Source organism: Thermasporomyces composti, assembly GCF_003386795.1.
Lineage (GTDB): Bacteria > Actinomycetota > Actinomycetes > Propionibacteriales > Actinopolymorphaceae > Thermasporomyces > Thermasporomyces composti.
On the sequence record NZ_QTUC01000001.1, the window covers coordinates 158,508 to 181,543 of the forward strand.

Sequence of the window (23,036 nt, forward strand, 5' to 3'; positions counted from 1 at the left end):
TCCGTAACCGTGCGTCATGACACGAGAGTTTCGGTGAAGTCTCCCCAGTGATCGCGCCACCCCACTTACGATGAGCGACATTGGTGCGACAAAGGCACGAGCACGGGGAGACATTCATGCTGAGCGCCGGCGCCACCCAGGTGGTGAGACATCAGGCTGACCACGGACTGGCGCAGTCTCGTCCCGCCACCCGCGACGGTGGCGGAGCGGTGGCGGAGCGGTCACGCCGATGACGCGCCTGCTTCCCGCGGAGACCACCCTCGCTCCCCCGCGGCACGACGGCAGGCTCGGCCGGCGTGAGCGTGGCGGTGGTCTTCTCACCGCCGCAGTGGGGGCGGTGCTCGCCGTGGGTGTGGCAGTGGTGGAGTTCACCTATCGGGTGACGCCTTTTCCCTCCGACCAGATCAACTACTTCGAAGCAGCCTCGACCTTTCCCAGTCATCCGACCTACGCCGGACTACACCAATTCCTCCGGCACGGATTGATCTTGCCGATCCGGGCTGCGCAGGAGATATTCGGCTATTCCCAAGCGGCCTTCCTCGTCGTCCCCATGCTTGCGGGCGTCGCCCTCGCCGTCGCCGTGTATCTCCTCGGAGTCCTCCTGCTGGGCAGCCGGACCGTGGGCGTCGCCGCGGCGGTGTTGACCGTCGGCAACAGTGTGGTCTTCCCCGACCTCACCCAGCCGCTCCCCGACTTGATGGCGACGAGCCTGATGGCGTGGGCCGTCGTGCTCGCGCTCGCGATCCGGCAGCGACGACGGCTCGTCACGGGCAGGCCGTGGCGACTCGCGCTGGCGCTGGTGGGCGTCGGGCTCCTCATGGGCTGGAGCTATCTCGTCCGTGAGTACATCGTCTTCCTGTGGCCGCTGGTTCCCCTCCTGCTGGTGGGACGCGTTCGAGCGCGAACTCTGGTCTGGGTCGTCGTCCCACTCGCCCTCATCGGAATCGGCGAGGTCCTCGTCAACGGCGCCGTCTTCGACCAGCCGTTCGCTCGGTTCCAGGCGTCAGCGGCCCACGGAAGTCAGCCCTCCCCCGTCGACGACCACATCGGCCACGACCGCGTGTGGTACCTCGCGCAGCTGCCCACGATCCTGGCCGGCACACCGGAGGGCCGGTGGCTGCTCGCCGCCCTCGTCGGCTGCGTCATCGGCGCGTTCTTCTCCCGCAAGCTGGCGTTCCTGCTGTGCTGGGCGCTGCTGTTCTACGTGCCGTTCGTGGCGCTGGGTGGCTTCCTCGACCCCAGCGAGCCCAAGCTGCGAATCGTCAAGGAGCGGTACTGGCTGCCGCTGCTTCCGGCGATCACCGTGAGCGCGGTCGCCGGCCTGTGGCTCCTGGTGCGTCGCATCGCCTCTTGGCTGCCGTTCCTCCGCCGGTACGCCACCGCTGTCGCCGCCGTCGCCACCATCGTGGCGGTGGCGTTCCCGGTGACGATCGCGCACCAGGCGCGGTCTGCCTCGGACGATCCAGACAACGCCAGCTACGCCGCCAACGGCGGGACGGGCCTGGAGCAGTTCCGGACGTGGCTCGCGGCGCACCCTGGCGAGGTCACCAGGTTGTGGGCGGAGAAGCGTACCTATCGTCTGGTGCGCGTCTTCGCGCACAGCCCGCTCCGCGGCACTCCGCTCTGGGACGGCGAGCTGGTGCTCTGGACACCGGGACAAGCACGCCACCCAGGTCCTGGGGACCACGTCGTGCTCTACAGCGCGCGGTCGACCCTGTGCAATGAGTGCAAGCTGAACGCATGGCGGCTGCTCGGCAATCCGCTCCAGATCCCGCGAGACTGGCAGCGGGTGTTCCTCTCCAGCGACCGGATGGTCGAGGTCTATCGAGTCCGCTGAGGGACGGTCCCCTGACGAACCCGCCAGCGTGGCTCCGGAACGGCCCCGTCGAACCTCGCCGTCACCACTCCTCCGGCAGGCCGGCGATGCGAAGCACCGCTCGCCGCGATGGCCGGCCCCTCCAGGCCATCCGGCTCCGGTGTCGTCGACCGGTACGGTCAGAGGACGTGACGACGAACGATGTGACGACCCATCCTTCCACGAGTCTCACCGTCGCGGCCGTCCTGTTCGACCTGGACGGCACCCTGGTCGACTCCACGCAAGCCCTCGTGCGGGCGTGGACCCGGTGGGCGCTCCACTACGGAATCACCCGCGAGCAGCTCACCGCTGTTGTCGGTCACGGGCTCACCTCCGAGGCGATCATCGCGGCCCTCCTGCCACCCGACCAGGTGCCAGCCGCGCAGCGACACATCGAGGAGCTCGAGGCCAGCGACGTCGACGGGGTCACGGCGCTCCCGGGCGCACGAGAGCTCCTCGCGGCTCTGCCGACCGACCGGTGGGCCGTCGTCACGTCTGGGACACGTGCCGTGGCGAGCGCACGGCTGCGGGCCGCCGGCCTCAGCTGCTCATGCCTCGTGACCGCGGACGACGTGCGCCGAGGCAAACCCGACCCCGAGCCGTACCTGGTCGGTGCCGCCCAGCTCGGCGTCCCACCCGAGCGGTGCCTGGTGGTGGAGGACGCCCCCGCCGGTCTCGCCGCCGCCCGCGCCGCCGGGATGCGGTCGGTGGGGGTCACGACCCACCACAGCCCCGTCGAGCTCGACGCCGACGTGGTAATCGACACCCTCGAGCGACTCCAGGTCCAGGTCGACGACGACGTTCTCACCGTCACGGTCAGGCCCGCGCCCTAGCTCCGGTCCCCTAGCTCCGGTCACCGCCGCACCCCCGCCACGACCGGCCCTCACCTCCCCGCGGTGTGATCGGCGAGGTTGGCGGCCTGGTGGAGCGCCCACGCCGCGTCGACCAGACCGATGTGACTGAACGCTTGTGGAAAGTTGCCCAAGGCCTCACCGGTGACGGGGTGGGCCTGCTCGGCGAAGAGCCCGACGTCGTTCCCGAGCGCCGCCGCGCGCTCGAAGACCTCACCGGCCCGCTGAACTCGCCCCGCGAGCGCGAGGGCGTGGGCCAGCCAGAACGTGCACAACACGAAGCTGCCCTCGCCCCCCGACAGACCATCGACGCCAGCACGGTAGCGGTACACCAGTCCCCGGTCGTCGGTGAGCCGCTCCTCGATCGCGTCGATCGTGGCGAGCATCCGTGGGTCGTCGGCCGACACGATCCCCGTGATAGGCATCGTCAGCACCGAGGCGTCCAGCTCATCGGAGCCGAAGGACTGGGTGAAGGCCCCCACGTCGGCGTTCCAGCCATCCCGCAGCACCGCCCGCCGAATCTGGTCCCGTACCCGCCGCCATCGGTCGAGGGTCGTGCTGTCCGGCCGCAACAGACCGGTGAGCCCGAGCGCGCAGTCCAACGCGGACCAGCACATCACCTTCGAGTGCAGGAAGTGGCGGGGCTCCCCGCGGATCTCCCAGATCCCGTGGTCCTTCTCGGTCCACTGCTCGGCCGCCGCGTCCGCACAGCCACGGAGGAACTTTCGGGTGCTCTCGTCGAGAGCATGAAGCTGGTCGGCGAGCCGACGGACCGCCGCGAGGATCGCGCCGTAGACGTCGAGCTGGCGTTGGTTCCACGCCCCGTTGCCGACCCGCACCGGTCTGCTGTCACGCCATCCCGACAGGTGGGGGAGCTCGCGCTCGGAGAGGTCCCGCTCTCCGCCGACCCCGAACATGATCTGCAGACCACGGTCCCGACCGGACGAGGACGCGGCGGCGGTGAGGAAGTCGAAGAACTGACGCGCCTCATCTGGACACGCCGCCACCCAGAGCGCCTGCAAGGTCAGCGAGGCGTCCCGCACCCAGGAGTACCGGTAATCCCAGGTGCGTTCCCCGCCCGGCCATTCCGGCAGCGACGTCGTGGGCGCCGCCACGATCGCCCCAGTGGGCTGGAACGACAAGGCTTGGAGCACCCGTCCGCTGTGGTGGACCAGGTCCCGGGCCGGACCGTCGTAGGCCTGATGCAGGCTCGACCAGGAGCGCCAGGCCAACACCGTGCCGCCGAGCCGCGCGGCGAGCTCCCGCTGGGACCAGACGCGCGGCTGGGAACGGTCAAGGCTCGACCAGTGGAGACCGAAGCGCAGGGTGTCGCCAGCGGTGAGCAACACCTCGCCGTGGAGTCCTCGCGGTCCCGGCTCGAGCCGGACGGGTGTGGTGAGCACCATGCGGGCGCTGCCGCCCTGGCTGGCGATGCCACCGTCGCTCCAGGACAGTCGCGGCGAGACCAGCCCGTACTCAGGACGCGGGTCGTACTCCACCCGTACAAGCACCGCGCCCTCCGTGCAGCGCACCTCACGGGCGAGCACGTGCGGGACGTCCACGCCGAGCCGGTGACCGCCGTCGTCCGCTCCGGTGAGGAGGGCGTCGGAGAGAACCAGCACACCGTCATGGGTTCGGAAGATGGTCTGCAGGACCATGGTCTGGTCGACGTATCGACGCGTGACGTGCGCGTCGTCCGCGGGTCCGATCCGCCAGTGCCCGGCGTCCTCGTCGAGGAGCCGACCGAAGATGGACGGGCTGTCGAACCTCGGGAAGCAGAGCCAGTCGACCGAGCCCTCCCGGTTGACCAGAGCCGCGGTGTGCCGGTCAGAGAGGAGCGCGTAGTCCGCGATCGCTGATCCGCTCATGCAGCCGCCGCCCCCGATGCCAAGGTTGACCCAGATGTCCCGACCTGGCCGGACGACTCCAGCTCACCAGCGAACGGGGACCGCGGCCAGACCCGAAAGTCCCATCGACAGTCCTGCCCGGCGCCCCTGAAGGCCCCGCGGCGTGGGACGCCTTCCAGGGTCACCGGACGTCAACGCGGTCCACGATCGGCGGGCCGCCGCACCGCGCGTTGGCGCCACTGCTCGGTCCATGCGCGCAGCTCGTCCAAGATCGCGGGATCGTGCGCGTACCGGGGGGCCCGCTCCGCGAGCATGGCCGCGCCTGCCCACGCGTGACAGATCGGCGGGATACTGCGCGCGGCCTCGCCATATCCGTCGGCCCACCCCTCGGCGAGCGTGGCGACGATCCGCCGGACGTCCGGGCCGAACTTTTGCAGCTCGGGTTCGACGATGAGGAGGGCGTGGGTGCGGGCGAGGTCCAAGAGCGGGTGGCCCGCTCCGGCGTTCACCCAGTCCACGATGCCGCTGACGCCGTGATCGTCCACGAGGACGTTGTAGGGGTGGAAGTCCATGTGCAGCACCGCGCTGCGGCCGACGAGCTCGGCAGGGGACGAGCCGTCCTCCAGCACGGGTGGCTTCACCGCCGGGAGGGCAGCCGGCGCGGGTGCCTGGTGCAGCGCTCGCTGCGCGACACCCATGAGGTGGCCGAAGTGGTAGGCATCATTCGGGCGCGCCGGCAGCAGCTCGTAGATGGGCGTGCCGGGAAGCCAGGTGCACAGCATCACCTCATGACTCGCGGTGCTCGCACATTGGAGGACCTCCGGCACGGGAAGGCCCACGGATCGAGCGGCCGTCATCGCGGCGACCTGGCGAGCCATCTCCTTCTTCGACCTGCTCAGGCGCAAGGCGTACGTCGCGCCGTCCACACAGACCTTCCATTGGGCTCCCGTGGCACCGCCAGCCGGCTCGAGGTCGGCGTCCGCTGGGAGGCCGACACAGCGCAGCACCTCGGGCCCAGGCCTGATCGTCATGGCAAGCACGGTAGCGGCTGACGCGTCACGTGGTCTTCTCCAAGACGCGCACCAACCCTTCCGCGCCGGTTCCGGCCCGACCTCACCGGACGGCGTATCCGGCCGCCCGCAAGGCGTCCTTGACGTCACCGATCCGCAGGTGGCCGAAGTGGAAGACGCTCGCGGCGAGCACCGCGTCCGCGCCGGCCTCGACCGCTGGCGGGAAGTCCTCGACCTTGCCGGCCCCACCACTGGCGACCAGGGGGATGTCGACGGCGGCACGAACGGCGCGGATCAGCTCCAGGTCGTATCCGGCCTTGGTGCCGTCAGCGTCCATGGAGTTGAGCAGGATCTCGCCGGCGCCCAGCTCCGCGCCTCGAGCCGCCCACTCGATCGCGTCGATGCCGGTGCCGCGCTGGCCGCCGTGGGTGGTGACCTCGAAACCGGACGGCGTGCAGTCGGCGCGACGGACATCGAGGGACAGGACCAGGACCTGCGAGCCGAAGCGCTGGGCGATCTCCGAGACGAGCTCCGGACGAGCGATCGCCGCCGTGTTCACGCTCACCTTGTCCGCACCCGCACGCAGCATCCGGTCCACGTCATCGACCGTGCGGACCCCGCCACCGACGGTGAGCGGGATGAACACTTGCTCGGCCGTTCGACGCACCACGTCGTAGGTGGTCTCCCGGCCTTCCACTGAGGCGGAGACATCGAGGAAGGTCAGCTCGTCGGCTCCCTCAGCGCCGTACACGGTCGCGAGCTCGACGGGGTCCCCGGCGTCCCGGAGGTTGGCGAAGTTGACACCCTTCACGACTCGCCCAGCGTCGACGTCGAGGCAGGGGATCACCCGCACAGCCAAACTGTCCCGCATGCCAGCACTGTAGCGGTCGAGTCGGCGAGGCCCGATCGGCCGCACGGCACCTCCGCTCAGCCATCGGGAGTGGCGCCACGCTGTCGTTGCGCTCTTTGGTGACAGCGGCGGGTCAGGTCGCGAGGGTCCCCTCGCGCGCGAGGCGCTCGATGCGCTCCTTGCCCCAGGCTCCCAGCGGTCGAAGGGCCTCGTTGAGGGTCTTGCCGTGCTCGGTGAGGGAGTACTCCACTCTGGGTGGAACCTCGCGAAACACCTTGCGGTGGATGAGTCCGTCCTCCTCCATCTCCCGGAGATGCTGGATGAGCATCTTCTCGCTGACCCCGGGAAGAGAGCGTTTGAGCTCGCCGAAGCGGCGGGTGCCGTGACTGTCGAGCTCCCACAGGATGAGCGACTTCCACTTGCCCGACACCACGTCCATGGCCGCGTCGATCCCGCAGATGTACGGCCCACGCCTCGCGCTCGACGCCATCACGACCCTCCGCGCTCCCGCCGGGTCCTTGGGTACCACGTCAATACTTACGAGAAGGTAAGTATTGAACAAAAAGGTGAGTACTTGTCGATGAGAAGGTGCTCGCCGAGGATGGCCACGGGCGCGCCCTCGCACACGAAGGAAGGGACCTCCCGTGAGCACGACGACAACGTTCCTTGGACTAGGGGCGATGGGCAGTGCCCTCGCCAAGGCGTGCCTGGACGCCGGCCGACCCACCGTGGTGTGGAACCGCACGCCACATCGGGCGCACGAGCTCGGCGAGCGCGGCGCGACGGTCGCCACCACCGTCCAGGACGCGGCCACCGCCGGCGGAGTGGTCGTCTCCTGCCTGTTCGACCACCGCTCCGTCCATGACGTCCTCGATCCGGTGGCCGACCTGCTGACCGGACGCACCGTGATCAACCTCACCACCACGACGCCGCACGAGGCTCGCGAGCTCGCAGGCTGGGCCGACGAGCGTGGAATCAGCTATCTCGACGGCGCGATCATGGCGGTGCCCGAGATGATCGGCGGCCCTGGCGCAGCGATCCTGTACAGCGGTTCGGCCACCGTCTTCGACCGGTACCGAACCCTGTTGGACCTGTGGGGCGAGAGCCACTACTACGGATCGGACGCCGGCCTGGCCTCCCTCCACGACATGGCGATGCTCACCGGCATGTACACGATGTTCGCCGGCTTCATGCACGGCGCGGCGATGATCGCCGCCGAAGGCGGGTCGATCAGGTCGTTCGCCGAGAGGGCGGCTCCCTTCCTCGCCGCCATGACTGAGGGGCTCGCGGACCTCGCCACCACCATCGAGGCGCGCGATTACGACGGCGAGGGCCAGCAGAGCCTGAAGTTCACCGAGACCGCCCTCGCTGCGCTGCTTCGGGCGAGCGTCGACGCGGGTGTCAACGTCGAGGTACTCAAGCCCGTGCACGACATCGTCCGTCGGCAGATCGCCGCGGGCTACGGGAAGCAAGGCACCGCCCGCATCTTCGAGGAGCTGAGGAGCCCGCAGGCACGGCGACCGCGCTCGACCGGGTAGTCACCAGCTCGTCGGTACGGACCGTCGAGGGCTCCGGCGTGGCGCGAGGGCCATGCTGGAGCCCTCCATCGTCACTGGAGGAGCCGTCGTCGGAGCGCCTGTCGACCTCACGCACGTGATTCACCTCACTCTTCAGCGACGTCGCTTCCAGATACATAGCTTCCCTATGTAAGTTCCTTGCACGTGCCGACGGACTTGACTCGTCTCGGCGAGGACCTCGCGGTCGCCGCGAGCCGCCTCTCCCGCTTCGCCACCCGGAATCTGAACGCCCTCCCGCACGCTGCTCTGCGGGTGCTCGGCCGCCTCGACGAGCTCGGACAGGCCCGGATCAGCGAGCTCGCGAAAGCCGATCGGTGCTCGCAGCCGACCATGTCCGCCCTGGTCCAACGCCTCGAGGACCACGGCTTGGTCCGGCGGATCTCAGACCCCGGCGACTCGCGCGCCAGCCTGATCAGCCTCACCGAGAAAGGGCTCGGTGAGCTGCGCAGTGCCCGGCGACAGGCCGGCGAGGCACTCGCCCAGCAGCTGCGTCAGCTGCCACCGTCCGACCTCGCCACCCTCGAGGCCGCGGTCGCCGTCCTGCAGAAACTCGTCGCCCTCGACCCGGTGGAGGCCACGCCCCGGTGAGTACGTCGTCGTTCCTCAAGCAACCCAAGGCGGTGTGGGCGGTCGCGTTCGCGTGTGTGATCGCCTTCATGGGCATCGGCTTGGTGGACCCGATCCTCAAGCCCATCGCCGATCAGTTGCACGCCACCCCGTCCCAGGTGTCGCTGCTCTTCACCAGTTACATGGCGATCATGGGCGTCGCGATGCTGATCACCGGTGCGGTATCCAGCCGACTCGGCGCCAAGCGCACCTTGCTCACCGGCCTGGCCGTCATCGTGGTGTTCAGCGCCCTGGCCGGCATGTCCAACTCCGTGACCGGGATCGTCGCCTTTCGGGCCGGATGGGGTCTCGGCAACGCCCTGTTCATCGCCACCGCCCTGGCCGCGATCGTCAACTCCGCGAGCGGCTCGGTCGCCCAGGCGATCATCCTCTACGAGGCCGCCCTCGGCGTCGGCATCGCCGCCGGCCCGCTGGTCGGCGGCGAGCTCGGAACGATCTCCTGGCGTGCCCCGTTCTACGGCGTCGCCGTCCTGATGCTGATCGCCCTGCTCGCGACGTGGACCATGCTCCCTGCCACGTCGCCGGAACCGCGCCGCACGTCGATCGTCGAACCACTGCAGGCGCTGCGAAACCGCTCGTTGGCAACGGTCGCGGCGACCGCGCTGCTGTACAACTTCGGCTTCTTCACCGTGCTCGCCTTCACACCGTTCCCGCTCGCGATGTCGGCGCGACAGATCGGGTTGATCTTCTTCGGCTGGGGCCTCTGTCTCGCGATCACCTCGGTCTTCGTGGCACCGCGCCTACAAGCCCGCTTCGGCGCCCTGCCGGTGATCATGACCGTCCTGACGCTGTTCGCCATCGACCTGTTCGTCATGGGGCTGGGGGCGCAGCACAAGCCGGTGCTGGCCGTTGGCGTCGTCGTGGCCGGCCTCTTCCTCGGCATCAACAACACGCTGGTCACCGAGGCGGTCATGGGGGCCACGACACTCGAGCGCAGCACGGCGTCGGCGGCGTACTCGTTCGTCCGGTTCGCCGGCGGAGCGGTCGCGCCCTGGCTCGCTGGCAAGCTGGGCGAGGAAATCAACATTCACGTGCCGTTCTTCGTGGGCGGCGTCGCCGTCGTGCTCGCAGTCGCCGTTCTCGGCTCGGGCTGGAAGCCGTTGGCCCACCTGCGCGTCCCGAAGAGCCACTCGGCGGAAGAGGCCGAGGCCCTCACCGTCGCCGACGCCTGACGCCGACCGCCGCCAGGGAGGTTGCTGACCCGCGTGCGGAGGCCGGTCCCGGACGACTGGTACACGTTGGGGCTTGGGCTCTCGTGCCCAAGCCCCAAGCTCTCACCTGACCGCCGTCGTGGGAGCCACCAGGCCGGCGATCGACTCAGCCCGGATTCTCGTGGGTCGCCACCAAGGTCGCCCGGCCAATGGAATGCATGAAGAGGTTGAAGCCAAGGTAGGCACACGACGCGCCCTCGGGCAGCTCGAGAGTCTCGACATCGACGGCGTGCACCACGAAGAAGTACCGATGCGGCCCGTGGCCAGGCGGCGGCGCCGCGCCGACGTACTGCTTCAAACCCGCGTCATTGGCCAGCGTCACAGCGCCCTCCGGCAGACCTGGCCCACCGGGAGTCCCCGCGCGGGAAGGAAGCTCCGTGACACTCGCTGGGATGTTGTAGACCGCCCAGTGCCAGAAGCCACTCGCCGTGGGAGCGTCCGGGTCATAGACAGTGACGGCGAAGCTGCGGGTCTCGGCCGGGAAGCCACTCCACGACAACTGGGGCGACGCGTCCTCGCCACCCGCACCCATGACCCCGGACAGCTGCGGCTTCGGCAGAGACCCCCCGTCTTTGATGTCGGTGCTCGTCACGCTGAACGTGGCCACCGGCGGAAGATAGTCGTAGGGGTTGAAGCCGAACGGCGCCTTCGGTGTGCTCATCGGTCCTCCAGTGACAACTCGCTCACCCCAGGTGAGGTTACCGCCGGGCGCGTGACGCCCGCGCGATGCTCGCATCGTCTCGCCGGAACCTCAACGCCACGCCCGCGGACGACCATCCCTCCCCGGTGGCTCCGTCTGCGCCCAGATTCGTCGCCACGTGGCGATCGGCGGACCCGCTGGGTCGGGTGTCTCCCCTCGCGCTGCCCGTCGGGTCGCGTCCCACCACGTCGTGGCGTCCTCGTCCAAGAGGCGGGCCACGGCGTCACGGATCTTCGGCGCGAACGCCCGCGGCCCCTCCCCCTCCTCAGGCCAGATCGGCTCGCCGTACCGAATCCGAACCGGCAGGCGGCCCGGCTGGGGCCAGCCGCGACCACGCGGCATGGCCGCGTACGAGCCTCGAATGGCGATGGGGACGACCGGAACCCGATGATCGACCGCGAGCCAGGCAGCGCCCATGCGGAAGCGTCCCACCCACCCGTCGACCGAGCGGGTGCCCTCGGGGTAGACGACGACGTTCCAGCCCTCGTCGAGCAGGTCACCTGGTGTCGACGACAGGGCACCACCGCGCCGCTCGATCGGGAAGGTGTTGAACACCATCGCCGAACCGGTCGCCCGCCACCAGGTGTCGAAGAAGTAGTCCGCCGCCGCGGCCACCGCCGTCCGACGCCGCCACTCGTCGGGCAACGTGCAGAGGATCATCGGCGTGTCCAGGTGCGAGGAGTGATTGGCCACGAACAGCACTGGTGGCTTCACCCTGGTGAGCACGTCGAGGCCGGCGACCTGCGGCGTGACCGTGGAATGCAGCAGGGGCCGCAGACCCGCGCGCTGCACGATGTCGCGGACAGCGTTCGCCACCGGGGTTCGCGCCCACGCGGTGGGAAACACGTGGGGCTGCTTCGGCGGCTGGAACGGCTCGGCGCTGCGCGGCACGAGAGGCCGTCGACCCCACCGCCAGGCGCGGGCCACCATCCGCACTTCTTGGGCGGTCTCGCGAACGAACCGCACCGGACCCATGCGCCGCGTGCTCATCGGACGTCCGCGATCAGGTGGGGCGGGTTGTGGGTGTAGGTGATGGTTGGCGATCGGCCGACCGTTCCACTCACCATCTCCAGTGCGTCCTCCAACGTCGACGCGGCCCGGAAGCCCATCCGCTGCACGGTCTTACGGTTCGCCCCAACCCACACCACGTCGCCGACGTGGTCCATGGCGTGCGCGGCCCAGTACCACATGTAGAACGGGTGGACACCGTGGTAGGCGTACGAGGTGCGGTACAGGTGGATGTACCACGGGTCGGTGGCGTACTGCTTCTCGAAGTTCTGCTCGATCGTCGCCGGGTCGGTGGACTCGGCGAGCACCTCCTCGAAGAAGTCGATGTAGCTGGGGTGGTGCAGCTGGCTGAACTCGTACGGCACCGGGTGGTAGAGGATGACCGCGCCACCCTTCCGCACCAGCGGTTTCCCCCGGTAGGAGTTGAAGAAGTAGCCCAAGCCCATGCAGGTGGCCAGGATGGGGTTCATGGGCGCGTTGACGTTGTACGGCCCCAGGTAGGGCACGCCCATGATCAACACGTCCGTCTGCCCCTGCACCTCGACCGCCTGCTGGCGGAAGACGTTGGCGAGCGTCTTCTTGTGCACCGCTTCCGTCTCGCCCGCGTGCACCCCGGTGACACCGTACGGCGCGCGGATGCTCTGGAAGATCCGCCGCTTCAGCTTCGGCGGGGTGATCGCGAGAGCACGCCGCGCGGCGAGCATCGCGGCCTGGTCCCGGACGCTCCACTCCCACTCGCGCTTGTTCAGGAAGTCATACGGCGGTGGGAAGACGTCGTTGTTGAGTGTCGTCTCGATCGTGAAGATCTTGACGTGCTGGTTCAGCAGGCGTCCCATCCGCCACGCCGAGTGGTGCATGGCTGAGTTCTCGGGATCCATGAACGAGCGGGAGTGCACCATCGTGTGACTGTTGTGGTGGTGCCGCAGTGAGCGGTACGACGCCAGACCGATCGGCACCGACTTGTGCCCGCCGTCCATGGGGACGAGGTTGATGTTGACGTAGACCAGCAGGTCGGACGTGGCCGCCCGCTTGTTGATCTCGACCTCCTCGCCCTGGTCGGTGGTGCCGATGAACTCCAGGTTGTCGGGGTCCTCGGCGTCGTGGTTGTAGAGCAGGCCCTGAGGTGCGAACGACCGGTAGACCCGCTCCCCGACCGCGTGCTTGAGCTCGCTCGGCGTCATCCGCCGATGCAACGCGAGCGCGGCGATGATGTGGACGTCGTCGACACCCCGCTCCGCGGCGATGGTGAGCACCTGCTCGATGACGCGCTGCCGGATGTCAGGAGCCCGCATCGGTGGCAGCGGCAGGGAGACGTCGTCGAACGCGATGGTGAGCCGCATGCCCGGCCGCAGCAGCGCCCGCAGGGGCTCGGAGTTCTCCGGGTTCTCCAGCGCGTGCCGGATCGCGCCGTCGACGTCACGCAACCCGGGCAGGGACTCGGGCGGGTACACCACGCGGGTTCCGATCGGGAACTTCTCCAACCGGAAGCCCTCACCCTCATGGACGACCAGCGGCGGCGTACGGTCGTCGACCTCGAGTACGAATCCTGGTCGGCTCACCTGCTGCTCCTTACGTCGAACGCCACCTTCACGGTCCCCAACCTGCCCGCGGAGTGCGCGTGGTCGAGTGCCTCCCGCCAGCGGTACAGCGGGTACCGGCCCCCGACCACACCGTCGAGTGGTGCGGTGGCCGCGAGTTCGAACGCGGTCTCGAACGCCTCCCGGCCGGGCGAAGCGTAGGTGCCGGTCACCTCGAGCTCGCGGAACCACACCGGCGACAGGTCGACACCACTCGCTGGCATCCCTGACAGTACGACGCGGCCGCCGGCCCGGGTCACCCGGAGCACGGTGTTGAGGGACTCCTTGCTGCCCACCGCGTCGATGGCGACGTCGACGCCGCCGAGCAGGAACTCGCCACCCCGCTCGGGTGTCAGCCGGAAGGCCTGCGTGGTGCGCCGCACCCGTGCTGGCACCTCGTCGGGCGCCAGCACGTCGGTGGCGCCGAACGCCTTCGCCAGCTCACGCTGGCGTGGGTACTTGGCCACGACGCTGATCCGACCCGCGTTGGTCAGCTCCCGCACCGCCAGCGTGGCGAAAAGGCCGACCGCTCCCGCGCCTGAGATCAGCACCGATCCGCCCTCAGGCACCTGCGCGCGTCGAGCGGTGTGGACCGCGCAGGCCAGCGGTTCGACGAGCACCGCTCGTTCGTCGGACAGGTCGTCCGGCACCGGGTGGAGCTGGCTTCGGTGGGCCACGAGCAGACCGCCCCAACCGCCGCCGGTGTCGGCGCAGTACCCGGTCTGGAGTCCCGGCGACACGTGCCCGACCGTCACCCGGTCACACCGGTTGGTGTCACCGCGGGCACAGGACTCACACCGCTCGACTCCTCGTGCGGCGCACGCGAGCACCGGGTCGAGCACGACGCGCGTGCCCTGCGGGAGGTCCTCGCAGTCGTCCTGCAAGACGCCCACCACTTCATGGCCCGGCACGAACGGCATCGAGACCAGAGCTGAGAAATAGAGAGAGGTCTGGCCGAACAACGCGCCCAGGTCGGAGCCGCAGATGCCCGAGAGGATGGGCTGGACCCTGGCCCACCCGGGCCCGGAGACGCGTGGCTCCTCCCGGTTGACCAGACGAACCGGCGCGGCGGGTCCGGTGAGGATACCGGGGATCCGACCACCGACCGCCCGGGCCGCGACGTAGCGGGGCAACGAGCGGTACATCTCCAACGCGAGCATCATGAGGCTGGTTCCCCCGTCAGGTCACGGTCGGGCAGGGTCAGTCGGGACACCGTGCCCGAGGTCTTCCAGTCCTCCACGGGCCACCGGCCCTTGCGGGCCTCCCGCCACAGGTGGACGTCCGGGCTCACCGCCACCGGCCGGCCGACCGCCCGCAGCATCGGCAGGTCGGAGTGGCTGTCGGCGTAGGCGTAGGACCGGGTCAGGTCGAAGCCGTGCGTGCTGGCGTACCTGCGCAGCCACGCGGCTCGGGCTTCTCCCACCAACGGTGGCGAGGTGAGGAACCCGGTGCACCGGCCCCAGTCGTCGGTAGCGAGATCGGCGGCGACGATCTCGTCGAACAACGGCGCGAGTGGCCTCGTCAGCGGCCGGATCGCGCCCGTGATGAGCACGGTGCGGTGACCGGCCGCCCGGTGCGCGCGAACCCTGCGCAACGCGGCGCCCGAGACCCGTTCCAGGATGTGCGGGGTGAGGATCTCGTCGACGATGCGCTCCAGCTCGGCCAGGTCGGCACCCTGGTAGCGGCGGTAGACCGCGCGCAGGAAGCCACCTCGGTCACGGCGCTCGGCGGCGATGAAGCCGGGCAGCTTCCGCAGTAGCACGCCGATCTCCCGCAGTCTCCCCACGCGGTCAAGCTCGGGCAGCCGCAGCCACAAGTAGGTCTCGATCACGTTGCTCGACAGCAGGGTGCCGTCCATGTCGAACGCGGCGAGGATGTCGGAGCCCTGCGGAAGCTCCTTGGCGACCGTCGGCGCCCGCCGGCCGCGGCGTCGCCGGATGACGTCGTACTGCCGCATCGACTTCGTGACGCTCGGGCAGTGGACGTCGATGAGGTAGTGCTTCCAGTCGATGACGGACGTGTCGAAGGCGAAGACCCGTCGGTCCTCCTCGTCGAGGCTGGCGAGCAGCTCCATCGTCCGGTCGTCGGTGAAGTGCAGCTCGGCCTCGGCGTAGGGCCGGTACAGGTCCAGGTAGCGGCGCAGAAAGTCCAGCCGCCGCTGCTGCTGGTCGAGCTCTCGGGCGAGCTTGCGGACCCGCTCACCACGCGGAGCGTGCCGGACCGCCCAGTCGGCGATCTTGTGCGCCCGCTCGCTCATTCCGAGCAACCGATCGACCGCCTCCCCGCCGGGGAAACGCCACGTCGGCAGGCGAACCGCGCCGCGCTCGTTCATGTCGAACGGGTGTGCGTCGAAGTAGCTGCGGACCAGCTCGTAGAGCCGGCTGAAGGTGAGCGGGTTCCGCGAGCCCGAGCAGATGTGGAAGTACGCGGGCTTCCCCGGGGGTGGTGGCGTCGCCGCGGCCGCCAGCGTCGCCCCCACCACGTGGTCGACGGGCACGATGTCGACGACCCCGTCCGGACTGGCGGGGAACTCCGGCAGCTCACCTCGCCCGTAGGCCAGGATCAACGGCTCGGCCATCTTGAAGCCCTCGATCCAGCCCGGGTAAGGCGTCTCCAACGCGCTCTCGATGATGCTGGGCCGGACGATCGTGACCGGGAGTGGCGCGCCGACCTCTTCGACGACCCGCTCCCCCAAAGCCTTGGTGAAGGTGTAGACGTCGGTCCAGCCGAGGGAGCGGGCCCGCTCCCGTCCGGCCTCGACGAGCTTCTTGTCGACCCACTCCCGCCGCCGGCGCTCGGTGTCGTGGGCCGAGGTGATCGGGCCAGCGCGGCCGTGCTCACGCTCGGCTTCCCGGCGCAGCCTGGACAGCACCCCCGGCGACCGGGAGGTCTCCTCGATGCGGTCCCGCAACGCCTGGCCCCACCGCGCCTCCGTCCGCCAGTCGACGTTGTGCTCGACGGGGGCCTCCGGGATCGCGCCGCGGCGCCGACCGGCCGTGTAGGCGGTCGAGACGTGGACGTAGTGCGGCTCGGCGCCGCTGGCCAGGATGCGCCGCAGCAGGCGTTCGGTGCCCAGCACATTGGTCTCGAACGCCTCGTGGATCGGAGGGTCGAACGACACGTCACCAGCGCAGTGGATGACGATGTCCAGGTCGCCAGGCAGCTCCGGCACGTCGGTGAGGTCGCCCTCGAGCACCGTGACCCGCGTGTCGAGCAGTGCTGCCGCCTCGCCTCCGTGCTTCGCCCGGATCTCCTCGAAGATCGGCTTGCTCAGCAGCTGCTCAGCGCGGGCACGTCCGGTAAGTGATCCCTTCGGGCGGACGAGCGCCACGACGTGGGTGTCCGGCAGGTCACGAAGGATGCGGTGCAGTAACGCCTCGCCCACGAAGCCGGTGACACCGGTGAGAAGCATCCGCTTCCCCTGGAGTCGTTCCCTCAGCTTCACTGGCGCTTCCCCTCTTGTCGGCAGCACGGAGCACGCCCCCGGACGTGTGCTGCCACACCCTATCCGGACGCTCTGCGTGACAGCGGGAACCCACTCAGAATGCGGCCCAGCTTGTCAGCCCACCGCAGCGAGAGCTTCCTCGAGAGTGAACGCGCCGGTGTAGAGCGCCGTCCCGACGATCGCCCCCTCCACCCCGAGTGGGACGAGCTTCGCGATGGCTCGCAGGTCCTCGAGCGTGGAGACCCCGCCGGAGGCGATGATCGGCCGATCGGTCGCCGCGCACACGGAGCGGAGCAGATCCAGGTTGGGGCCCTGGAGCATGCCGTCCTTGTTGACGTCGGTGACGACGTAGCGGGCGCAGCCTTCGGCGTCGAGGCGGGCCAGCGTCTCGAACAGGTCGCCGCCCTCGCGGGTCCACCCACGAGCGGCGAGCGTACGGCCACGGACGTCCAGGCCGATCGCCACCCGGTCGCCGTACTCGGCGATCGCCTTCGCGCACCAGGTGGGGTTCTCCAGCGCGGCGGTGCCGATGTTGACGCGGGCGGCACCAGCGCTCATCGCCCAGTGCAGCGAGTCGTCGTCGCGCAGCCCACCAGACAGCTCCACCTGCACGTCGACCCGCCGGATGATCTCGGCGAGGAGATCCCGGTTGTGACCGCGCCCGAACGCCGCGTCGAGATCGACCAGGTGGATCCACTCGGCACCGGCCCGCTGCCAGCGCAGCGCGGCCTCGATGGGGTCGCCGTACTGTCCGCCGGTGCCGGCACGCCCCTGGACCAGCTGGACGGCCTGTCCGTCCGAGACGTCGACGGCGGGAAGAAGGACCAGGCTCATGACGTCCGCCTCACCTCGCTCATGTCCGCGCAGGGTATCCCCTCGCAGGGACGGCCGGCTCACGGCCCAGGCGACTCCGCCTGGAGACCACGCGACCCCCTCGCGTCACGTCCGCTCGCCGCTTCGTTCGGGACGGATCCGGCAGCGCTCCGCGTGGACGATGTGCACGAGGTTCATGGCAGCGACCTCCACGTCGTCGTTGACGATCTCGTAGCGGAAGAGGTGCCGCTCCCGAAGCTCCTCCTCGGCCTTGCGCAGTCGGAGGGCGATCTTGTCCGGGCTGTCCGTGCCTCGACGGTAGAGCCGCTCCCGAAGCGCCTCGAACGAGGGTGGGGAGAGGAAGACGAGCACCGCGTCGGGGTGGCTGGCCAGCACCTGCTTGGCGCCTTGGACCTCGATCTCGAGCAGGACGTCCAACCCCGCCGCCAGCCGGTCCTCCACCCAGGCGCGGGGTGTGCCGTAGTAGGCGCCGGCGAACTCGGCCCACTCGAGCAGCTCACCCGCCGCGCGCAGCTTGGCGAACTGCTCCTCGGTGCGGAAGAAGTAGTCCACGCCCTCGATCTCGTGGGCACGCCGCGGACGGGTCGTCACCGAAACCGACAACACCATCCGGGGGCACCGGGCCAGCGCGAGCTCGCGGACGACTCCCTTGCCCACGCCGGAGGGTCCGGTCAGGACGATCAAGTTGCCGGGTCGGATCCCGTCCCGACCCTGGTCGGGGCACATAAGCCCGAATCTAGCGGGGGCACCTCCGGGACGCCCGGACCTCCGCGGTGTCCCGAGCCCCAGAACCTGCACGCGTCACCAAGGCTGTACCGCCAGCGAGCGGATGCCGGAGGCCACCGGCACGAGAGGCTCAGCCGAGGTCAGCGGAGAGTCGTGAGCCAGTTCTTCAGAACCTGCGCGCCGGCGTCGCCGGACTTCTCCGGGTGGAACTGGGTCGCCCACAATGGGCCGTTCTCCACGGCGGAGACGAAGCGGTCGCCCCCGTACGGCGTCCAGGTCACCAAGGGTGTACGGAAGTGCCCGCTTCCCTCGAGCAGCCACTGGCGCACGGCGTAGGAGTGGACGAAGTAGAAGCGTTCCTGCGACACCCCCGCGAAGAGCGCGGAGTCGTCCGGCGCCTCCACGACATTCCACCCCATGTGGGGCACGATGGGCGCGCGCAGACGCTCGACGACGCCCGGCCACTCGCCGCAGCCCTCGGTCTCCTCCCCGTGCTCGATTCCTCGTTCGAAGAGGATCTGCATCCCCACGCAGATGCCAAGCACCGGTCGGGAACCGGCGAGCCGGCGTCCGATCAACTGGGCACCCCGCACCCGCCGCAGGCCGGCCATGCAAGCGGCGAAGGCGCCCACGCCGGGAACCACCAGTCCGTCGGCCTCCATCGCCGCGTCGTAGTCGCCGGTGACCTCGACGTCCGCACCGACCCGAGCCAACGCGCGTTCAGCAGACCGGAGGTTCCCCGATCCGTAGTCGAGGACCACGACCCGTGGTCGCTTCATCCGCGCAGCTTCCTCCTCCCTGATCTCATCGGGTGGACTCGCGCATGCCGGCCCACAAGAAGATGGCGGCGAGCACGGCCAAGGTCAGCGAGACCCACAGTGGCCGGCGCTGCTGTCGAGTCGCGATCACGCCACCGACGAGGAGGCCAGCCAGAGCGAAGAACACGTACTGCACCGTGGTCGCCTACGCGGTCAGGTCGTCGGATCTGCCCTCGCCCCCGAGGACTCCCTTGGTGCTGGGCACGCCGGTCTCCCTCGGATCGAGCGCCACAGCGTCCCGTAGCGCGCGGGCGAGCGCTTTGAACTGCGCCTCGACGATGTGGTGGGGGTCGCGTCCCGCGAGCACCCGAACGTGCAGACAGATCGCAGCGTGGAACGCCAGCGTCTCCAGGATGTGCCGGGTGAGTGAACCGGTGAAGTGGCCGCCGATCATCGCGTAGGCCTGACCCTCCGGCTCTCCGGTGTGGACGCAGTAGGGACGTCCCGCCACGTCGACGACGACCTGGACCAAGGCCTCGTCGAGTGGCACGGTCGCGTCGGCGAACCGTCTGATCCCTCGCTTGTCGCCGAGCGCCTGGCGCAACGCCTGCCCGAGGACGATCGCGGTGTCCTCCACCGTGTGGTGGACGTCGACGTCGATGTCACCTTGAGCGCGGACGGTGAGGTCGAACAAGGCGTGGCGGCCAAGCTGGTCGAGCATGTGGTCGTAGAACGGGACACCGGTGGACACGTCCACCCGCCCGGTGCCGTCGAGATCGAGCTCGACGATCACCTTGCTTTCCTTGGTTTCCCGCTCGATTCGAGCGCGCCGCGCTCCCCGGTCACTCACAACGCCAGCACCTCCCGCAACGCGGCCCGGAACGCCGTCATCTCCTCGAACGTACCGATCGAGACTCGCAGCCAGCCGTCCGGGCCGGTCTCCCGGATGAGCACGCCCCGGTCGAGCAGCCCCTTCCAGACCGCGTGCCGGTCCTCGAAACGACCGAAGAGGACGAAGTTGGCGTCGGAGTCGATCGCCTCCAGGCCGAGGCCACGCAGCCAGCTCACCGTCTGGTCACGACGCGCGCGGAGCTCGTCCACACGGGCCAGCAGCTCGTCGGCGTGCCGCAGGGCGGCGAGCGCCACCGCCTGGCTCACCGCCGACAGGTGGTACGGCAACCGGACGATCCGCAAGGCGTCGACCACGGCGGGGTCGGCGGCCAGGTAGCCCAGGCGCCCGCCCGCGAGCGCGAACGCCTTCGACATGGTCCGGGTCACCACCAGACGGGGGTACGACGGCAGCAACGTCAGCGCGCTCGGCGTGCCCTCCCGGCGGAACTCGGCGTAGGCCTCGTCGACGACGACCATGCCGGGCGCCACGGCACAGATCCGTTCGATCACCTCGAGCGGCAGCGACGTGCCCGTGGGATTGTTGGGCGAGGCGAGAAAGACCACCGACGGCTTGTGGTGGACGATCTCCCGCACGGCGCGCTCGGGGTCGATGGTGAAGTCGTCGGAGCGGGGAACGGTGAGCCAGGTGGTGTTCGTGTCCCGGGCGTACTCGGGATACATCGAGTACGTCGGCTCGAAGGACATCGCCACCCGTCCGGGCCCGCCGAACGCCTGAAGGATCTGCAGCATCACCTCGTTGGAGCCGTTCGCCGCCCAGACGTTGTTGGCGGTGAGGCCGTGTCCGAGGTACGTGGCGAGAGCGCGACGCAGCTCGAGGGCCTCCCGGTCGGGGTACCGGTTGAGCCCGCGGGCCGCTTCGGCCACCGAGCGCGCGATGTCGGCGACGACCGCCTCCGACGGCGGGTAGGGGTTCTCGTTGACGTTGAGCCGAACCGCCACGTCGAGCTGGGGCGCGCCGTACGGCTCTTGGTCCCGCAGATCGTCTCTCAGCGGAAGATCGGCGAGTGTCTGGCCCATCTCATATCACCTTGACCATGCCAACCAGGGCTTGCGTCACAGCGGGGGTGCCGGCGACAAGCACGTCCATGCCGGACTCGGTGGTGACCCACTGGCAGCTTCCCCCCGCGGCGTGGACCAAGGCGATGCCGGCCGCGACGTCCCACAGGTTGACGCCGAACCCGAGATACCCCTCCTGGGAGCCGAGTGCCACGGACAGCAGTTCGCAAGCGGAGGAACCACTGCGCCGGTAGTCGCGGATGTGATGCATGAGGTCACTGACGAACGCCTGAACGCGCAGCCGCTGCTCGAGCCCGCTGGGGAGCCCGATGCCGATGAGAGCATCGCCGATGTCGGTGGCCGCAGAGACTCGCGGTGTCACCGACCGACCGAACGCCTCTCCACCTCCCGCAGTCGCCCACTCACCGTCAGCGGGCCGGACGATCGCCCCCGCGACCACCTGTCCATCCCGCTCGACACCTACCGACACCGCGTAGTCGCCACGCCTGTGGACGAAGTTCATCGTCCCGTCGAGAGGGTCGACCAGCCAGCGGACTCCGCTCTCACCGGCGTGGACGCCAGACTCCTCGGCGAGGATCGCGTCGTGCGGTCGGGCGGCTCTGATCAGGCGAAGGATGGCCTGCTCGGCCGCCTTGTCCGCGCTGGTGACGAAGTCGGCGGCGTGTGCCTTGGAGTTCACCTCCACGCTGCCCAGACGCAGCTCACGCAAGATCGCGTAAGAGCCCGCGTGCGCCGCCGCGAGCGCGAGGTCGCGCAGGTCACTGTCGAGGGTCATGGGGTCATCGAACCGGTCATCCGCCGGTGTGGTCATGGTGATACCTGCTCCGTTCGATCGGTGGGCAGTATCTCAGGCGGCGCGAACGGCACCGTGGGGCCTCAGGAATACCCACCGGGATCGTCGACGAACCGAACCTGTACCGCGGCGCCGTGTGCCGGAAGGTCCTCCGCCTCGGCGAGCGCGACGACGTGCGGAACGGCCTCGCGCAACGCTCGCTCGTCGTAGGTGACCACGTGGACCGCCTTCAGGAAGCTCCGGACCGACAGTCCGGAGGAGTGACACGCGCATCCACCGGTGGGGAGCACGTGGTTGGAGCCAGCGCAGTAGTCACCGAGCGAGACCGGGGACCACGGTCCGACGAAGATGGCGCCGGCGTTGCGCACCCGCGCCGCCCAGCGGTCCGCATCGACGGTGTGGATCTCTAGGTGCTCGGCGGCGTAGGCGTCGACGACGGCCAGTCCTTGCTCGAGGTCGTCGACCAGCACGATCGCGGACTGCTCACCACCGAGCGCCTCGGTGATGCGGTCGACGTGCTTGGTCGCCCGGACCTGCGCCTCGATCTCGTGCAGGACCCGCGTGGCGAGCGTCTCGCTGGGCGTGACGAGAACGCTGGCGGCCATCGTGTCGTGCTCGGCCTGGCTGATCAGGTCGGCTGCCACGAAGGCGGGGTTGGCGCTGTCGTCCGCGAGGATGGCGATCTCGGTCGGACCGGCCTCCGAGTCGATCCCGACGACTCCCTTGACCAGGCGCTTGGCGGCCACGGTGGTGATCCGACCCGGACCGGCCACGAAGTCGACCCGGGGACACGTCTCGGTGCCGTAGGCGAACATGGCCACCGCGCCGACGCCGCCGACGGTGTAGACCTCATCGACGCCGAGCAGCGCGCACACCGCCAGGATCGTGGGATGCGGCAGGCCGCCGAACTCCCGCTGGGCGGGCGAGGCCACCGCGATCGAGCCGACCCCTGCGACTTGGGCGGGGACGACGTTCATCGCCACGGTGGATGCCAAGGGCGCCAGACCGCCGGGAATGTAAAGCCCGACCCGCTGGTAGGGAATCAGGCGTTGGGCCACCCGGCCGCCGGGCACGACCTCAACGCTGGGTTCCTTCTCCAGCTCGGCCTCGCTCACCACGCGCAACCGGCGGATGGACTCCTCGAACGCCGCACGCACCGCGGGATCAAGCTCGGCGAGCGCCCGCTCGAGCCGTTCGGGGGGAACCCGAAGATCCGTGACCTCCACGCCGTCGCGGCTCGCGATCTCGAGGAGCGCCTCGGTCCCCCGGTGTCGAACGTCGTCCATGATGGGGCGGACGACCTCGATCGCTGCGTCGACGTCGAACTCCGCCCGAGGAACCAGGCTGCGGTAGTCGAGGGCTTCACCGCGGGCACGGCGGCCGCGAAGGTCGATACGACGGATCACGTCACCGAGTCTAGGGCGCCGGTCGCGAACCG

General features: G+C 69.6%; 22 protein-coding genes. 5 read left to right on the forward strand and 17 right to left on the reverse strand.

Annotated elements, in window-relative coordinates; all coding sequences use genetic code 11:
- Positions 1–229 precede the first annotated feature (229 nt).
- Positions 230–1,837, forward strand: coding sequence for a hypothetical protein (locus DFJ64_RS00695; RefSeq protein ID WP_115848680.1), 1,608 nt, complete (start codon positions 230–232; stop codon positions 1,835–1,837).
- 167 nt (positions 1,838–2,004) lie between these two features.
- On the forward strand, positions 2,005–2,688 hold the full coding sequence (locus tag DFJ64_RS00700) for an HAD-IA family hydrolase (protein ID WP_245940870.1): 684 nt from the start codon (positions 2,005–2,007) through the stop codon (positions 2,686–2,688).
- A gap of 50 nt (positions 2,689–2,738) precedes the next feature.
- Here the strand turns inward: DFJ64_RS00700 and DFJ64_RS00705 are convergent, their stop codons facing one another.
- The 4 genes from DFJ64_RS00705 to DFJ64_RS00720 form a co-directional block, all read right to left on the reverse strand.
- Entirely contained in the window at positions 2,739–4,574 is a 1,836-nt protein-coding gene (locus DFJ64_RS00705) for a glycoside hydrolase family 15 protein (RefSeq protein ID WP_115848682.1), read from the reverse strand.
- Positions 4,575–4,744: 170 nt separating this feature from the next.
- Positions 4,745–5,584, reverse strand: a complete 840-nt coding sequence (locus tag DFJ64_RS00710) for a phosphotransferase family protein (protein ID WP_115848683.1) — start codon at positions 5,582–5,584, stop codon at positions 4,745–4,747.
- Positions 5,585–5,666: 82 nt separating this feature from the next.
- Positions 5,667–6,434 carry an imidazole glycerol phosphate synthase subunit HisF gene (hisF, locus tag DFJ64_RS00715; protein ID WP_115851704.1) on the reverse strand — a complete coding sequence of 256 codons (768 nt, stop codon included), beginning with the start codon at positions 6,432–6,434 and terminating at the stop codon, positions 5,667–5,669.
- A gap of 112 nt (positions 6,435–6,546) precedes the next feature.
- Complete coding sequence (locus DFJ64_RS00720; protein WP_115848684.1) at positions 6,547–6,903, reverse strand: winged helix-turn-helix transcriptional regulator; 357 nt, start codon at positions 6,901–6,903, stop codon at positions 6,547–6,549.
- Positions 6,904–7,057: 154 nt separating this feature from the next.
- Between DFJ64_RS00720 and DFJ64_RS00725 the strand changes: the two genes are divergently transcribed.
- The 3 genes from DFJ64_RS00725 to DFJ64_RS00735 all read left to right on the forward strand — a co-directional run bounded on the left by DFJ64_RS00725 (position 7,058) and on the right by DFJ64_RS00735 (position 9,789).
- Positions 7,058–7,951, forward strand: coding sequence for an NAD(P)-dependent oxidoreductase (locus DFJ64_RS00725; protein WP_115848685.1), 894 nt, complete (start codon positions 7,058–7,060; stop codon positions 7,949–7,951).
- Between the two features lie 183 nt (positions 7,952–8,134).
- Positions 8,135–8,578 carry a MarR family winged helix-turn-helix transcriptional regulator gene (locus tag DFJ64_RS00730; protein ID WP_170152455.1) on the forward strand — a complete coding sequence of 148 codons (444 nt, stop codon included), beginning with the start codon at positions 8,135–8,137 and terminating at the stop codon, positions 8,576–8,578.
- The gene (locus DFJ64_RS00735; RefSeq protein ID WP_245940871.1) at positions 8,575–9,789 is read left to right on the forward strand and encodes an MFS transporter; all 1,215 of its coding nucleotides are present in this window, start codon (positions 8,575–8,577) and stop codon (positions 9,787–9,789) included. Before DFJ64_RS00730 ends, DFJ64_RS00735 begins: the two co-directional genes overlap by 4 nt.
- 145 nt (positions 9,790–9,934) lie before the next feature.
- Here the strand turns inward: DFJ64_RS00735 and DFJ64_RS00740 are convergent, their stop codons facing one another.
- The 13 genes from DFJ64_RS00740 to hisD all read right to left on the reverse strand — a co-directional run bounded on the left by DFJ64_RS00740 (position 9,935) and on the right by hisD (position 23,004).
- Positions 9,935–10,489, reverse strand: coding sequence for a YbhB/YbcL family Raf kinase inhibitor-like protein (locus tag DFJ64_RS00740; protein WP_115848687.1), 555 nt, complete (start codon positions 10,487–10,489; stop codon positions 9,935–9,937).
- Positions 10,490–10,579: 90 nt separating this feature from the next.
- Positions 10,580–11,518, reverse strand: coding sequence for a lysophospholipid acyltransferase family protein (locus DFJ64_RS00745; protein WP_245940872.1), 939 nt, complete (start codon positions 11,516–11,518; stop codon positions 10,580–10,582).
- Positions 11,515–13,095 carry an NPN-dependent hydroxyacid isomerase, LarAH14/15/16 family gene (gene larAH / locus DFJ64_RS00750; RefSeq protein ID WP_115848688.1) on the reverse strand — a complete coding sequence of 527 codons (1,581 nt, stop codon included), beginning with the start codon at positions 13,093–13,095 and terminating at the stop codon, positions 11,515–11,517. Before larAH ends, DFJ64_RS00745 begins: the two co-directional genes overlap by 4 nt.
- Positions 13,092–14,276 carry a zinc-dependent alcohol dehydrogenase gene (locus tag DFJ64_RS00755; protein ID WP_115848689.1) on the reverse strand — a complete coding sequence of 395 codons (1,185 nt, stop codon included), beginning with the start codon at positions 14,274–14,276 and terminating at the stop codon, positions 13,092–13,094. The genes larAH and DFJ64_RS00755 overlap by 4 nt, the downstream gene beginning before the upstream one ends.
- Positions 14,273–16,558 carry an HAD-IB family hydrolase gene (locus tag DFJ64_RS00760; protein ID WP_115848690.1) on the reverse strand — a complete coding sequence of 762 codons (2,286 nt, stop codon included), beginning with the start codon at positions 16,556–16,558 and terminating at the stop codon, positions 14,273–14,275. Before DFJ64_RS00760 ends, DFJ64_RS00755 begins: the two co-directional genes overlap by 4 nt.
- A 114-nt stretch (positions 16,559–16,672) precedes the next feature.
- Complete coding sequence (gene priA, locus DFJ64_RS00765; RefSeq protein WP_115848691.1) at positions 16,673–17,392, reverse strand: bifunctional 1-(5-phosphoribosyl)-5-((5-phosphoribosylamino)methylideneamino)imidazole-4-carboxamide isomerase/phosphoribosylanthranilate isomerase PriA; 720 nt, start codon at positions 17,390–17,392, stop codon at positions 16,673–16,675.
- A gap of 105 nt (positions 17,393–17,497) precedes the next feature.
- Positions 17,498–18,118 (reverse strand): guanylate kinase, encoded by a 621-nt coding sequence (gmk, locus tag DFJ64_RS00770; protein ID WP_115848692.1) that lies wholly within the window; start codon positions 18,116–18,118, stop codon positions 17,498–17,500.
- Positions 18,119–18,258: 140 nt separating this feature from the next.
- A complete protein-coding gene (hisH, locus tag DFJ64_RS00775) occupies positions 18,259–18,897 on the reverse strand; it encodes an imidazole glycerol phosphate synthase subunit HisH (RefSeq protein WP_115848693.1) in 639 nt (212 codons plus the stop codon).
- A 25-nt stretch (positions 18,898–18,922) separates the two neighbouring features.
- On the reverse strand, positions 18,923–19,063 hold the full coding sequence (locus DFJ64_RS19310; RefSeq protein ID WP_170152446.1) for a hypothetical protein: 141 nt from the start codon (positions 19,061–19,063) through the stop codon (positions 18,923–18,925).
- Between the two features lie 18 nt (positions 19,064–19,081).
- Positions 19,082–19,726, reverse strand: coding sequence for an imidazoleglycerol-phosphate dehydratase HisB (hisB, locus tag DFJ64_RS00780; protein WP_115848694.1), 645 nt, complete (start codon positions 19,724–19,726; stop codon positions 19,082–19,084).
- Complete coding sequence (locus tag DFJ64_RS00785) at positions 19,723–20,805, reverse strand: histidinol-phosphate transaminase (protein WP_115848695.1); 1,083 nt, start codon at positions 20,803–20,805, stop codon at positions 19,723–19,725. The genes hisB and DFJ64_RS00785 overlap by 4 nt, the downstream gene beginning before the upstream one ends.
- A 1-nt stretch (position 20,806) precedes the next feature.
- Positions 20,807–21,616: an inositol monophosphatase family protein gene (locus DFJ64_RS00790; protein WP_115848696.1), complete on the reverse strand. Its 810-nt coding sequence runs from the start codon at positions 21,614–21,616 to the stop codon at positions 20,807–20,809.
- Between the two features lie 65 nt (positions 21,617–21,681).
- Positions 21,682–23,004 (reverse strand): histidinol dehydrogenase, encoded by a 1,323-nt coding sequence (gene hisD, locus DFJ64_RS00795; protein WP_115848697.1) that lies wholly within the window; start codon positions 23,002–23,004, stop codon positions 21,682–21,684.
- Positions 23,005–23,036: the final 32 nt, after the last annotated feature.